The sequence below is a fragment of the Streptomyces deserti genome (assembly GCF_054782695.1).
Window position 1 is genome coordinate 366,772 of record NZ_BAAGRZ010000002.1, and the last position, 13,337, is coordinate 380,108.

A 13,337-nucleotide genomic window follows, 5' to 3' on the forward strand; every position below is an offset into this window, starting at 1 on the left:
CTACTGATCGACGCGGAGCGTGAACTCGACGCCGTCGCGGGCGAGTTCACGCAGCCACTCCTGCGAGCGGGATGCCGTGCCGGCGGCGCGGCTCAGTCCCGGCGGCAGCGAGCCGTCCAGGACGTGGCTCACACCGAGGGCGAGGGTGCGGGAGACGCAGCGGGCCATCGCGCTCTCCGCCGCGTCGCCGACGAGGTCGAGCAGGTAGCGGCCCGCCCAGGTGCGTCCCGTCCCGGACCGCACGTCCAGCGACACGGCCAGCACGACCCGGTCGCGGTCGTCGTCCGTGGTGGGGTAGGTGGCCGCCAGGTCCCGGGCGAGGGCGGCGATCCGCGCGTCGTCGCCGGTCCTCAGCTCCTCGAAGACGCCCTGCCAGGCCCGCAGCCAGCCCTCCAGGCGCAAGGTTCCGCGCACGAACGTCCGCGGTGTCCAGGCGGACGGCAGACCGTACTGCGCGACGAACGGGACGCTGTCGCGGTTGGGGTAGACCTCGAACGTCTCCCCGTCGACGACGTGCCGCCGGGTCGCCTCCCACGGCCGCTCGGCGACCGTCTCCACGCCGCCCTCGAGGTAACGGGCGGGCGAGCGCAGGGCGTTGAGGACGCCGAGGGGTGCCCAGCTGAAGCGGTACGTGAAGTCGTTCGGGACGGCGGGGACACCGCCGCAGTACGAGGTGAGGCTGTACGAGGCGGGCGTCGCCTCGCCGATCGCCTCCCGGGCCCGGGCGACGAGGTCGTGCGCGAAGAGGTGGTCGATGCCCGGGTCCAGCCCGGTTTCGGTGAGGACGACGAGCCCGGCCTGCTCGGCCGCGGGCACCTGCTCCAGCACCGCATCGGAGACGTAGCTGGAGCAGGCGAAGTGCGCCCGCCGGCGCACACAGGCCGCGAGCAGCGGCGCGTGCTCCGGCGCGGGCAGCATGGACACGACGACGTTCCCGGGCGCCAGTTCGCCGGTGAGCGCGGGGAGCGTGTACGCGCGGGGCTCGGCGCGTCCGGTCAGGCCGAGCCGGTCGAGGGCTTCGGACGCGCGGTCCGCGGTGCGGTGCCACAGCCGTACGTGCTCGGCGGCGCCGCACAGCGCGGCCAGTACGCTGCCCGTGGACAGTCCGGCGCCGATCCAGTGGACGGTGCCGCTCGCGGGCACCAGGCCGTCGGTCAAGGCAGTCGACGAGCTCAAGGAACTACCCCTCTGCGAGGCCGAGTTCACGGCAGGCCTGGCGGAACCGGTCCAGGCAGCGCCCCCACGGTCCGCCGACGCCGAAGTCGAGCAGGTGGGGCAGCAGGGCGGCGGAGAAGTCGGTGCTGGACTCCTTCGGCAGCAGGGAGGGCAGGTTGTCGATGGCGATCAGGTCCAGCGGGGGTTCCTCGCGCAGGCGGCGGACGGGCTCGTCCCAGTCGGTGGTGCGGTCGTAGACCGGCAGGACGTTCAGGGGGGACCGACGTCGCAGGTGACGTCGCACAGGGTGCGCAGGCGGCGGGCGGGGTCGTCGAGGTCCTGCTCGCGGAGGAAGGGCGGGACAGGGCCGGTGGCGAGGACCGCGTTCACCATCACGTCGTGCTCCAGCAGGGCCCGGCGGTCCAGGTCACGGGTCTCGGCCTGGTCCCAGCAGGTCGGGTCTGCGCCGGCGGTGCCGAACGCGACGCGGGCGCCCCGGCCGCTGCGGCCGAGTGCGCCGATCACCAGGGTGGTGAAGTCCGCGTCCCCGGCGGCCGGTCGCAGCGTCTCGTCCAGCTCGTCCTTCGTGGTGGGCGTCAGGGGCGCCGTCAGCCGGCCCCGGTGCTGGAGCACGGCCAGGGCGGCGCCCAGGTAGCCGGCCCAGAAGCCGAAAGCGGCGAGGCGGCGGCGTCCACCAGGTATTCCAGGTCGAGCAGTGCCCCTCCCCCGGCGGCGAAGCGGCGCAGCAGCCCGGCGGCGCCCGGCTGCCGCTTGTAGGCGTGCCCGAAGTAGACGTGCCGGTGCACCAACTCGGCCGGTTCGCCGGGGAGTTCCTTCAGTCCGACGACGACCGTCTCCGCGGGCGCCGACACCCAGGAGCCCGCGGGCGCGACCCGGCAACCGGCCGCCTCGTACTGCGCCACGGGGAAGATCCGCTGCGGGGACTCCTCGACGGTCACTTCCACGCCACTCTCGACGAGCCGCCGGGCGTCGTGGGGCACGATCGGCGTGCGCCGCTCGGTGGTGCGGGCCTCGTGGCGCAGCCACAGATGGAGCTCGGTCATACCAGGTTGGCCTCCGGGCGCGGGGCGTCCGGCCGCGAACCGGCCGGCGCTGAGCGGGCAGACGTCCTCGAAGGGTACGCGGCCCGGGCACGGGTCGCGCACGGCCTCGCCGACGGCCGGCCCCGGGGGGAAGCCGTGCCCGCGCAAAACCGGTGGCATGGCACGGCGTACGACGGGCGGCCCCGGTCAGGCGTCCGGGGCCGGCGCTGTCGTGTCGGGAGACCGCCCCGGGGGCGTCATGACCAGTGCGCCGCCGCGTCCAGGTGGGGCAGGTGGTGGTCGAGGCGCTCCCGCTTGGTGCGCAGGTAGGTGATGTTGTTCTCGCACGGCGGTATCAGCAGCGGGACCTGCTCGGCGACCTTGATGCCGTGCTCCAGCAACGCCTCGCGCTTGCGCGGGTTGTTGGACATCAGGCGGACCGAGCGCACGCCCAGGTCGTGCAGGATCTCGGCGGCGACGCCGTAGTCGCGGGCGTCCACCGGCAGGCCGAGCGCGAGGTTCGCCTCGACGGTGTCCAGGCCCTCCGCCTGCAGCGCCATCGCGCGCAGCTTGGCGAGCAGGCCGATGCCGCGGCCCTCGTGCCCTCTCAAGTAGACGACTACACCGGCGCCTTCGGCGACGACGGCGCGCAGCGCGGAGTCGAGCTGGTCGCCGCACTCGCAGTGCTGGGAGCCGAAGGCGTCACCGGTCAGGCACTCCGAATGGAGCCGCACGAGCACGTCGTCCGTGCCGATCTCACCGTAGACGAGCGCCACTTGCTCGTCACCGCGGTCGTGGTCGAGGTAGCCGACCACCTGGAATTTCCCGTACACCGTGGGCAGCGGGGCATTCACGACGCGTTCCGCGCCCGTGCGCTGCGGTGCCTTCTTGCCGAGTACGCCAACTTTTTCTGTCATGATTCTCGAGTTCCTAAGCAGAGACGAAAGGCCGTGAAGAAATGAGTGGTTCGGGAACGCGGTCGGCGGCATACGGTCCGGAGCACGGTCTGCTGCCGGCGGACACCACGGAAGACGTACGGACGCGGGGCGCCGGCGTCTCAACGCAGGTCGCGGTCCTTCCCGTCGGCAGCTTCGAGCAGCACGGTCCGTTTCTTCCGCTGGCGACCGACACCCTCGTCGCCTGCGCCGTCGCGCGGGAGATCGCCGACACGTACCCGGTGCACCTCCTTCCTCCGGTGACGATCTCCTGCTCGCACGAGCACGCGGCCTGGCCGGGGACCGTCAGCATCTCCTCCGTGACCCTTCACGCGGTGATACGGGACATAGCGGCTTCGCTGCGCCGGTCGGGCGTGGACGCCCTGGTGGTGGTCAACGGACACGGCGGAAACTACGTACTGGGCAACGTCGTTCAGGAATCCTCCGCGCGCGGCGAGCGGATGGCGCTGTTCCCGGCCCCGGAGGACTGGGAGACGGCGCGGGAGCGGGCGGGCGTGGCCACCTCGCTGCTCACCGACATGCACGCGGGGGAAATTGAGACCTCCGTCCTTCTGCACGCTCATCCCGAAATGATCCGCCCCGGTTATGAGACGGGCGATTTCGTCGCGGACGACCGGCGTCATCTGCTCTCCCTCGGTATGTCCGCCTACACCGATTCGGGAGTCATCGGCCGTCCTTCGCTGGGCTCGGCGGAAAAAGGGAAACGACTGCTGGCGAGCCTGGCGGAATCCTTCGGCGCGTATTTCTCGTTGCTGACCTCCGGACCGGACGAGAGGGCCGGACGGGGCTGACGCACCGTCGCTTCCGGGTCCGTCGCGGCGGGCCCGGAACGGGCGCGCAGGCCGCCGTACCAGCGGGCGACGAGCACGACGACGCCGGGCAGGCTCGCCACGAGGCTGAGCACCCCGTAGACGACGGCGACGGCGAGGCCCTTGCCCGCGCCCAGTCCGGCGGCGCCGAACGCCCAGGCGGTGACGCCCTCCCGGGGACCCCATCCGCCGACGTTCAGCGGCAGGCTCATGGCGAGCAGCGCCAGCACGGCGAGCGGCAGCAGCACCGTCACGGAGGCGGTGGTTCCGGCGACGCGGGCGGCGAGCACGAACATCGCGACGTACCCGGCCAGGACGACGACGGAGGAGACGACGACACCGGGCCCGTTCCGCCGGGAGACCAGCCCCTCGCGTGCCTCGGCGAGCGTGGCGCGCAGCGCCCGGCTCCGGCGGGAGGGCGCCCGGTTCATCCGCAGCGCCAGCACGACCGCGACGGCGCCGAGTGCGGCCAGGCCCGCGAGCGGGGCGATGTGCCGGGCCTCGGCCAGCACGGGGGACGGCATGGTCAGCAGCACCACCGCGCCGACGGCGAACAGCGCGAGCTGCCCGGCGGCCCGTTCCAGGACCACCGACCGCACGCCCCGGCCGAGGTCACCGGTGCTCTGCCCGTGCCGCACCGCCCGGTGCACGTCGCCGAGGACGCCGCCGGGCAGGGCCGCGTTGAGGAACAGCGCACGGTAGTAGTCGGCGACGGCCGGGCCGAGCGGCAGCCGGATCCGCAGGCCCCGGGCGACCAGGGCCCACCGCCACGCGCTGAACACGGTGGTCACCAGCCCGATCCCGAGCGCCGCGAGCAGCGTCGGCGCGTCGATCCTGCGCAGCCCGTCCAGGAAGACGCCGGTGCCCAGCCGCCACAGCAGGACGGTGAGGATGGCGACGCCGGCGAAAGTGCCGAGGTGGGTGCGGAGTCCGCGGGAGCCGAGGCGGGCGAGAACGGCACGGGGGGCACGGCGGGCTCGGGCTGCGCGGGGCGCGCGGGGCTCGGCGCTCGACCGCGTCTCATCGGGTACGGGCCGCGCCACGGCCCGTCCCTCGACCGTCTCTCCGCGTACGGGCCTTGCCACGACCCGTGCCTCGACCGTCTGCGTGCTCATGACGCCCCGCCCGCCGGCCGGCACAGGGCGAGCAGGTCGGTGTGGTGGACGACCACCCGCAACTCCCCCGCGGCGCAGGCGCCCAGCCGTTGCGTCAGGTACTGCTCGGCACGTTCCCGCAGCTCCGGGCGCTGCTCGACGGCCGCGCCGACCCAGCCGCGCAGCCACTGCCCGGTCAGCGCGGCCTGGTCGGGGCCGAGCCGCCAGGGGCTCGGGTGCAGCCGTACCGTCGCGCCGTGCCCGGCGAAGGCCTCGGCCGCGACCGTGACCGCGTCCGGGCCGAGCAGGCCCGTGCGGCGCTGGTGGGCGTTGAACGCCTCCGTGAGCTCCGCGTCCAGCGGGTGGGACGGGGTCAGCTCGACGCGTCCGGCCACGGAGAGCGTGAGCAGGGCCGGGCAGCCGGCTTGGGCGCAGGCGGCGGCGAGGGTCTCGATCTCCTCGCGGGTGAGCACGTCCAGGAGCGCGGAGGCGGTCACCAGGGCCGCGCCGCGCAGGGCGTCCGGGGTGAGGCGGGCGATGTCGCCGCGCCGCGTCTCGACGGTGACCCGGCTGCCGTCGGCGGCGGAGCGCGGGGAGCCGACCGCGGCGAAGTGCAGGAGGTAGGGGTCACGGTCGTGCAGGACCCAGTGCTGGGCGCCGTCGAGCAGCGGGGCCAGCCAGCGGCCCATCGAGCCGGTGCCGCAGCCGAGGTCGTGGATGACGAACCCGTCGGCCCGCCGGGGGAGGTTGGCGAGCCGGATCCGCAGCGGATCGAGCACCTCGTGTGCCCGCGCGGCGGCGTCGGCCGGCTCCCGCAGCTGAAGCCACTCGGGTGCGTAGCGGGGCGGCTCGCCGGTCTCCTCCGGCCCGGTCTCCCGCAGCCGCAGGGTGGCCCGCTCGCCGGGGCGCGGAGCGGGGCCCGCGCCCGGGATGACGGCGTCCGTCGCCTCGGCGGCCTGACCGGGCCCGGGCTGGGCCGGGAGCGTCCCGCTGTGCTGTGTCGTCGCCGGGTTCGTCATGCGGCCCTCCGGGGTTCGGTCGGGAGTCGGCGCAGGACCGCGGCCAGACTCTGTGCCGTGGCCGCCCAGCCGTCGAGGGCGACGCGGCGGCCGCGGGCGGCGGCCTTGAGGCGGCGGCGTACGTCGGCCTCGCCGAACCAGCCGCGCAGTTCGGCGGCGATGGCCGCCGGGTTCTCCGGCGGGACGAGGATGCCGGGCACCCCGCCGTCGGGGGCGCGTCCGACCGCCTCCGGCAGGCCGCCGACGTCCGTCGCCAGCACGGGGATGCCCCGCGCCAGCGCCTCCGTCACCGCCATGCCGTACGTCTCGGCGTACGAGGTGAGGACCATCAGGTCGGCGGCGGCGTAACTGGCGTCGAGTGCGGCGCCGGACAGCGGCCCCGCCAGCTCCAGCCGGTCCTGAAGGCCGTACTTGTCGATGAGTGTGCGCAGATGGGCGACGTACCCGGGGTCCTGGGTCAGGCCGCCCACGCACACGCAGCTCCAGGGCAGGTCGGCCACCTGGGCCAGCGCCTCCACCAGCCGGTGCTGTCCCTTGCGCGGGGTGACGGCGGCGACGCACAGCAGCCGGGAGACGCCGTCGGTGCCGGGCGCGAGCGGCGCGATGTCGGCGCCGGGGGCGGCGACGTGCACGCGGTCCGGGGCGAGGCCGTGGTGGGAGACGAGGCGGCGCACCGCCCAGTCGCTGGTCGCGATCACGGCCGGCACCGCCCGCAGCACCGCACGCTCCCGGGCGTCCAGTTCGGCCGCCACGGCGGGGTCGAGGCCCGTCTCGTCGCCGAGCGGGAGGTGGACGAGGACGGCCATGCGCAACCGTTCCGCCTCGGGGACGACGATCTCCGGGACGCCGCAGGCGACGAGCCCGTCGAGCAGGACGGCGGTGCCGTCCGGCAACTCCCGCAGCGTGCGGGCGAGTTCCGCACGGGCCGCCGCCCCAGGCCGGGGCCAGTCACCGGCCACCGCGTGCTTGAGCACCTGCCAGCCGAAGCCGGGCAGGTCCAGACACACGCGCCGGTCATAGGCGTTGCCCCCGCTGGGGACGGCCGGGTCGTCGACGCCGCCCGGCATGACGAAGTGCACGGAGCGCAGGGACATGGGGATGATCTCGGCGTTCTTCAGGGCGGCGTGCTGTACGGGCACGTAGTTCAAAGTCGCCCGCCCGGCCCGCTCCGGCCGCTCGATGGTCGTGTCGGTCACAACGCACACTCGTAACTCGCCCAGGCGATGTGCGACTCGTGCAGCGTGACGGTGATGCCCGCGATGCCCTTGGCGCCCTCGCCCATGGCGCCCTTGTGGATGCGCTCGGCGAGACGGTCGGCGATGACCTTGGCCAGGAACTCCGTGGACGTGTTGATGCCGGCGAAGTCGGGTTCGTTGTCGAGGTTGCGGTAGTTGAGCTCGCTGACGACCGCCCCGAGTTCCCGGGTGGCCAGTCCGATGTCGACGACGATGTTGTCCTCGTCCAGCTGTTCGCGCCGGAACGTGGCGTCCACGAGGAACGTGGCCCCGTGCAGGCGCTGCGCGGGTCCGAAGACCTCTCCGCGGAAGCTGTGGGCGATCATGATGTGATCGCGGACGGTGATGCTGAACAACGGACGACCCTCCAGGTGCGGCGCGTCTGCTCCCCGGCTGATCGCTGCCGGGGATGCCGGGTAGTACGGCTGTCCGCGATCCCGCGTTCAGCCTCCGGTACGTCTTTTCTCAGGTCAGGCGCTCCTCGTACCAGCCTGTCGTACCAGATTGAACGATTCGTCAGCGGATGTCTGGGCCCGGTGTCTTCGGCCGGGTCAGCCGGCGTCGCCGTAGCGGACGCGGTGGCACAGCGCCGGGATCTCGCCGGAGGCGATCCTCGGCAGCACGTCGGGCAGTTCCTCGAAGGCGGATTCTCCGGTGACCAGGGCGTCCAGGGCGGGGTCGGCGAGCAGGTCGAGGGCGAGGGCCAGCCGGTCGGCGTACGTACGGCCGGCGCGCCGCGGGGAGACGGTGCCGACCTGGCTGCTGCGGATGACCAGCCGCCGGGAGTGGAAGTCCTCACCCAGCGGGAGGCCGACCTTCCGGTCGCCGTACCAGCTCAGTTCGACGACCGTGCCCTCGGCGGCCAGCAGCTCCAGGGACCGGGCGAGGCCCTGTTCGGTGGCGCTGGCGTGGACGACCAGGTCGCAGTCGCCGAGGGCGTCCTCGGGCGAGGCGAAGGCGACGCCGAGCGCCTCGGCGACCTCGGCCCTCGCCGGGTCGGCGTCGACCAGTTGGAGGCGTACGCCGGGGAAACGGGCCAGCAGGGCGGCCACCGAGCAGCCGACCATGCCGCCGCCGACCACGGCGATCCGGTCGCCGACCAGCGGCGCCGCGTCCCACAGGGCGTTCACGGCGGTCTCCACGGTCCCGGCGAGCACGGCACGCTCGGCGGGCACGCCGTCCGGCACGGGCGTCACGGCACCGGCCGGGACGACGTACCGGGTCTGGTGCGGGTACAGGCAGAAGACGGTACGGCCGCGCAGGGATTCAGGTCCTGCCTCCACGACCCCGACGTTCAGGTAGCCGTACTTCACCGGGCCCGGGAAGTCGCCCTCCTGGAACGGCGCCCGCATCGCCGCGTACTGGCTCCCGGGCACTCCGCCGCGGAAGACGAGGGTCTCCGTGCCGCGGCTCACCCCGGAGTAGAGGGTGCGGACGAGCACCTCCTCCTCGCCCGGCTGGGGCAGTTCGGCGTCCCGTATCCGGCCGCGTCCAGGCGAGTCGATCCAGAACGCACGTGCGGTGCGGTTCATCCAAGTCCTCCTGAACGATCGGGAAGCTGCTTGCGTACCGAGTGGTGCATCGAGTGGTGCGCAGGCCGCGCACAAGGTAGCGGCGTTGATCGACTCTGTCACACGGCCGGAGGATGTTCGGTGGCCCTGAACAGTACATATGACGCGAGGCTCGTCCAGCAGGAGACCGCCGTGGGGGCGGGTGTGCAGGTCCTGTTGCTGGGCCTGCTCGGCACGGCCATCGGCATGGGCCCGGCCGGCTGGCTGACCGGCCTGGCGTTCGCGTTCGCCACCTGGGCGGTGCTCTCCCGGGCCCTGCACCGCTCCCGGCTGCGCAGCTTCGGCGCCGCCAACCGGGTCACCCTCGGCCGCGCGACGCTCGTCGGCGGGGTGACCGCCCTGGTCGCGGACTCCTTCCACAGCTCACCGCCGGTCTCGCTGTTCGTCGGTCTGACCGCGGTGGCCCTCATCCTCGACGGCGTCGACGGCAAGGTCGCCCGCCGCACCGGCACGTCGACGCCGCTGGGCGCCCGCTTCGACATGGAGGTCGACGCGTTCCTGATCCTGGTGCTCAGTGTGTACGTGTCGATGCAGATGGGCCTGTGGGTGCTGCTGATCGGCGGGATGCGGTACGTGTTCGTCGCCGCGGCCCGCGTGTGGCCCTGGCTGACCGCCCCGCTGCCGCCGAGCACGGCCCGCAAGACCGTGGCCGCGCTGCAGGGCGTACTCCTGCTGCTGGCGGGCGCGGACCTGCTGCCGTACGCGGCCAACTTCGGGGTGGTGGCGCTGGCGCTGGGACTGCTGGTGTGGTCGTTCGGGCGGGACGTGCTGTGGCTGTGGCGCACGTCGCGGGTCCAGGCGGCTCCGGCCGGGACGCAGGTGCGTGAGCTGGTCGCCGGGTGAGGTCCGGGGTAGTCGCTCCACGTTTCACGAGTCGGCCGCTGACCGCCGGATGACACCGGCTCAGTCGCGGCGCGGCAGCAGCACCACCGCCGCTGCCGGTACGGCGGCCAGCACCAGCCAGGGCACGGCCGGCGGCAGCCCCGCGTCGAGCAGGCCGCCGGTCGCGGAGCTGCCGAGCAGCACGATCAGGCCGGACACCGAGGACAGCGCCCCGGTGTACAGCCCGAGCCGGCCCTCCTCGGCGAGGTCGGGCACCCAGGCCCGCGCCACGGGCGCGACCAGCATCTGACCGAGGGTGAGCAGGACGACGAAACCGGCCGCGGGCACCAGCCCCGCCGCTCCCGTCCACCCGGCGGGCCGCGCCACCGCCACGACCGCGAACCCGGCGGCGATCAGCAGCAGTCCGGCCGCCATGGACCGGCGCAGCGCGAGCCGCTCCCCCACCCAACGTGTGACCGGCAGCTGCGCGGTCACCACCAGCAGCGACGACAGCGCGAACAACCAGGCCAGCGCCGCCTGTGAGCCGGTGGCGCGCTCCACCTCCTCGGGCAGGGCCAGATAGAGCTGGTTGTAGGCGAGCAGATAGGCGCCGTACGCGCAGCACAGCGCGAGGAAACGGCGGTTGCGCACCAGCATCCGCAGCCCGCCCTTCATCCGGGTGCGCGCCCGGCCGGGGATGTGCTGGGGAAGCAGCCGGGCGTGCCCGGCGAGGACCAGGACGAAGATTCCGGCACCGGCCAGGCAGGCCGTACGGAAGTCCACCGCGAGCAGCAGCGCGCCGAGCAGCGGCCCGAGGAACGCCCCGGCCTGACCGGCCACGGTGAACAGCGCCAGCACACGGGTCCGGGACCCGCCGCCCGCCTCCTCCCAGACGACCGCCTGCCGGGCGACCTCCGACTCGACCGCCGGTGAGAACAGCGCGGCGGCGAACCCGATCAGCAGCACCGCACCGATGACCGACCAGGTCTGCCGCGCGTATCCGAGCCACCCGAACCCGGCGATGCGCAGCACGCAGCCCGCGAGCACCACCGGCCGGATGCCGTACCGGTCCGCCAGCGCCCCGCCCACCACGAACAGGCCCTGCTGGCTGAACGTCCGCAGCCCCAGCACGAGGCCCACCAGCCAGCCGGCCATGCCGATCGCCTGCCCCAGGTGCTCGGACAGGAAGGGCAGCACGGCGAAGAAGCCGATGTTGAAGGCGAGTTGGGTGACGATCAGCAGCCGCAGCAGAGGCGACAGACGGGTCCGGCCGGGCGACCCGCGCAGGCCGGTCGCCCGGGAGGCCAGAGGGCGGCGGCCGGAGCCGCCCGGGTTCGTCCGAGTCATCGGGATCCCACCAACTCCGTTGCGGGCGAAGGTCGTTCGGTGACCTCCTGCGGTCTACGAGGGGTCCGGCGCGGTCGCCGTACGCCGCCCGCAGCGGTGACCGCCAGCGCACCGAGCAGGGCGAGGGCGGCCGCGGGGGCGAGAACGACCCAGGGGGCGCGTTCGGCGTAGGGCTGGTTCTCGGCGAGCAGCAGGCCCCATTCCGGGGACGGCGGCTGGGCACCGAGACCGAGGAAGCCGAGCGAGGCGAGGGCGAGGGCCACGCCGGGCAGCCGGAGCAGGGCGTGGCGGGTCACGGACGGCAGGACGGCGGGCAGCAGTTCGCGGCGCAGCAGGTACCAGCGGTCCGCGCCCAGGCCGCGGGCGGCCGCGAGGTGCAGGGTGGCGCGTTCCTGCCGCAGCAGCGCGGCGGTGTGCGCGGCGAGCGGGGCCCAGGCGACGGCGGTCACCGCGAGCACGGGCGTGGCGGCTCCGCTGCCCGCGACGGCGGTGACGAGGAGCGCGGCGAGGACCGGCGGTACGGCGTTGACGGTGTCGACGAGCGGCCCGGACAGCCGGGGCACCAGCCCCAGCAGGACACCGATGCACAGGGCCGCGGCACTGATGGCGAGGGCGAGCAGCAGCGTGTCGAGGGCGCCGTGCCCGACCCGGGCGAGCAGGTCCCGGCCGAGCGCGTCCGTGCCGAACGGGTGTGCCGGGGACGGAGCTTGGAGCCGTCCGCCGGTGTTGAGGGCGAGAGGGTCGCGGGGGAGGCCGAGTGCGAGGAGGCCGAGGAGGAGGGCACTGTATGCAATCGGCTGGATGCGGTAGGCAGTGGGCAGGAGTCGGCGGACGGTCGGCAGGATCCGGTCGGTGAAGGGAAGGACTCGGCGTCGGGGGGCTGTCGGCGGGATTCGGTCGGCAGTCGACGGGATCCGGCGAGCAAGCGGCGACCTCTGCCGAGCGAGCGGCGGGATCCGGCGAGCAAGCGGCGACCTCTGCCGAGCGAGCGGCGGGATCCGGCGAGCGAGCGGCAGACGGTATGCCATCCGCCGGATCCTGCGGACCGGCGCCAGGACTCGGTAGGCGATCGCCGGATTGCTGGCTGCGGACACCGGGCTCCTGTCCGCGAAAGCCGGACTCCCGGCCACAGACGCCCGACTCGCGGCGGCAGACACCGAAGTCCCAGCCTCAGACACCGGACTCCTGTCCGCAGACACCGAGCTCCCAGCCGCAGACACCAAACTCCCGGCCTCAGACGCCCGACTCCCGGCCGCAGACACCAAGCTCCCAGCCTCAGACACCGGACTCCCGGCCACGGCCACCGAATTCCCGTCGACAATCGACGGATTACGGTCGACGGCCGCCACCGGCCGGTGCAGCGTCGGCAGCGCACCGTCGCGCAGGGCCGGCCCGATGAGGAGCCGGGCCGCGAGCCGGCAGGCGCCGGTCGCCGCGGCCCCGATCAGGAGCAGAGCGAGGGTGCCGGCCTGGAGGACGGGCAGGTCCTGGGCGAGGGCGGCCTGGAGGGTGGTGCGGCCGAGGCCGGGGATGTCGAAGATCTGCTCGACGGCGACGGCCCCGCCGGTCAGGCCGACGACGAACAGGCCGAGGTTGGGCAGCAGGGCGGGCACGCAGCGGCGTACCGCCTGGCGGGCGATGCGCCGGCCGGGTATGCCGCGTGCGGCGGCGGCCAGCACCCACGGTTCGCCGAACGCGCCGGGCAGCAGGTCGTCAAGGAGCCGCCCGAGCACGGCGCCGGCGGGCAGGCCGAGGGCGAGCGCGGGCAGCACCGTCCACTGCGGCCCGTACCAGCCGAGCGCGGGCAGCCAGCCCAGTTGCACACCGACGACGGTGGCGAGTACGGACGCGGTGAGGAACTCGGGCAGGGCGGCGAGCATCGCGGAGCCGGTGCCGCCCCTGCGGGAGCGGCCGGCCGTACGGAGGGTGCGGGCGCACACGAGCCCGGCGGTGCAGACGGCGACCCCGAGCGCCACGGCCATCAGCAGCAGTGAGGCGCCCAGTGCCCGCAGCACGTCGGGCATGACCTCGCCGCCGGAGATCCACGATCGTCCGGCGTCCCCGCGCCACAGTCCGCCGAGCCACTGCCCGAGGAGAGTCAACGGGCCCTGTTCGAGGCCCAGTCGGCCGCGGATGTCGGCCAGCACCTCGGGGCTGGGGTCGCGGTCGGCGGACCGGGCTTTGAGCACGGTCAGGGCCGGGTCGGTGTGCGTCAGCCAGGGCAGCAGCCCGATGCCGCACACGAGGGCGATCGCGAGCGCGGCCCGCCACAGGACCTGCCTCATC

Annotated in this window: 10 protein-coding genes and 3 pseudogenes; 2 read left to right on the plus strand and 11 right to left on the minus strand. The window is 74.0% G+C overall.

The features are described from left to right. The 4 genes and pseudogenes from ACYVMZ_RS07970 to ribA all read right to left on the minus strand — a co-directional run bounded on the left by ACYVMZ_RS07970 (position 1) and on the right by ribA (position 3,115). Positions 1 to 1,158: a saccharopine dehydrogenase family protein gene (locus tag ACYVMZ_RS07970; RefSeq protein WP_461077122.1), complete on the minus strand. Its 1,158-nt coding sequence runs from the start codon at positions 1,156 to 1,158 to the stop codon at positions 1 to 3. A 22-nt stretch (positions 1,159 to 1,180) separates the two neighbouring features. Beyond that, positions 1,181 to 2,219, minus strand: a pseudogene (locus tag ACYVMZ_RS07975) (saccharopine dehydrogenase). Further along, positions 2,216 to 2,379, minus strand: a pseudogene (locus ACYVMZ_RS07980) (sarcosine oxidase subunit beta); the annotation flags it as partial. The pseudogenes ACYVMZ_RS07975 and ACYVMZ_RS07980, both read right to left, overlap by 4 nt. Before the next feature lie 76 nt (positions 2,380 to 2,455). Beyond that, a complete protein-coding gene (ribA, locus tag ACYVMZ_RS07985) occupies positions 2,456 to 3,115 on the minus strand; it encodes a GTP cyclohydrolase II (RefSeq protein WP_461077005.1) in 660 nt (219 codons plus the stop codon). A gap of 41 nt (positions 3,116 to 3,156) precedes the next feature. Between ribA and ACYVMZ_RS07990 the strand changes: the two genes are divergently transcribed. Further along, on the plus strand, positions 3,157 to 3,945 hold the full coding sequence (locus tag ACYVMZ_RS07990) for a creatininase family protein (RefSeq protein ID WP_461077007.1): 789 nt from the start codon (positions 3,157 to 3,159) through the stop codon (positions 3,943 to 3,945). A gap of 143 nt (positions 3,946 to 4,088) precedes the next feature. Here ACYVMZ_RS07990 and ACYVMZ_RS07995 read toward each other — a convergent pair. From ACYVMZ_RS07995 to ACYVMZ_RS08015, 5 genes and pseudogenes are all read right to left on the minus strand, one after another. Next, positions 4,089 to 5,078: pseudogene (locus tag ACYVMZ_RS07995) on the minus strand (lysylphosphatidylglycerol synthase transmembrane domain-containing protein); the annotation flags it as partial. Beyond that, positions 5,075 to 6,076 carry a class I SAM-dependent methyltransferase gene (locus ACYVMZ_RS08000; RefSeq protein ID WP_461077009.1) on the minus strand — a complete coding sequence of 334 codons (1,002 nt, stop codon included), beginning with the start codon at positions 6,074 to 6,076 and terminating at the stop codon, positions 5,075 to 5,077. The pseudogene ACYVMZ_RS07995 and the gene ACYVMZ_RS08000, both read right to left, overlap by 4 nt. Next, the gene (locus ACYVMZ_RS08005; RefSeq protein WP_461077011.1) at positions 6,073 to 7,272 is read right to left on the minus strand and encodes a glycosyltransferase family 4 protein; all 1,200 of its coding nucleotides are present in this window, start codon (positions 7,270 to 7,272) and stop codon (positions 6,073 to 6,075) included. Before ACYVMZ_RS08005 ends, ACYVMZ_RS08000 begins: the two co-directional genes overlap by 4 nt. Further along, the gene (locus tag ACYVMZ_RS08010) at positions 7,269 to 7,667 is read right to left on the minus strand and encodes a 6-pyruvoyl trahydropterin synthase family protein (protein WP_461077013.1); all 399 of its coding nucleotides are present in this window, start codon (positions 7,665 to 7,667) and stop codon (positions 7,269 to 7,271) included. The genes ACYVMZ_RS08005 and ACYVMZ_RS08010 overlap by 4 nt, the downstream gene beginning before the upstream one ends. Before the next feature lie 195 nt (positions 7,668 to 7,862). Then, positions 7,863 to 8,843 carry a zinc-dependent alcohol dehydrogenase gene (locus ACYVMZ_RS08015; RefSeq protein WP_461077015.1) on the minus strand — a complete coding sequence of 327 codons (981 nt, stop codon included), beginning with the start codon at positions 8,841 to 8,843 and terminating at the stop codon, positions 7,863 to 7,865. Between the two features lie 120 nt (positions 8,844 to 8,963). Here ACYVMZ_RS08015 and ACYVMZ_RS08020 point away from each other — a divergent pair, with 120 nt between their 5' ends. Next, positions 8,964 to 9,725, plus strand: coding sequence for a CDP-alcohol phosphatidyltransferase family protein (locus ACYVMZ_RS08020; RefSeq protein WP_461077017.1), 762 nt, complete (start codon positions 8,964 to 8,966; stop codon positions 9,723 to 9,725). A gap of 60 nt (positions 9,726 to 9,785) precedes the next feature. Here ACYVMZ_RS08020 and ACYVMZ_RS08025 read toward each other — a convergent pair whose 3' ends face one another. Continuing rightward, the gene (locus ACYVMZ_RS08025; protein ID WP_461077019.1) at positions 9,786 to 11,051 is read right to left on the minus strand and encodes an MDR family MFS transporter; all 1,266 of its coding nucleotides are present in this window, start codon (positions 11,049 to 11,051) and stop codon (positions 9,786 to 9,788) included. After that, positions 11,048 to 13,336, minus strand: a complete 2,289-nt coding sequence (locus ACYVMZ_RS08030; protein WP_461077021.1) for an ABC transporter permease subunit — start codon at positions 13,334 to 13,336, stop codon at positions 11,048 to 11,050. The genes ACYVMZ_RS08025 and ACYVMZ_RS08030 overlap by 4 nt, the downstream gene beginning before the upstream one ends. Position 13,337: the final 1 nt, after the last annotated feature.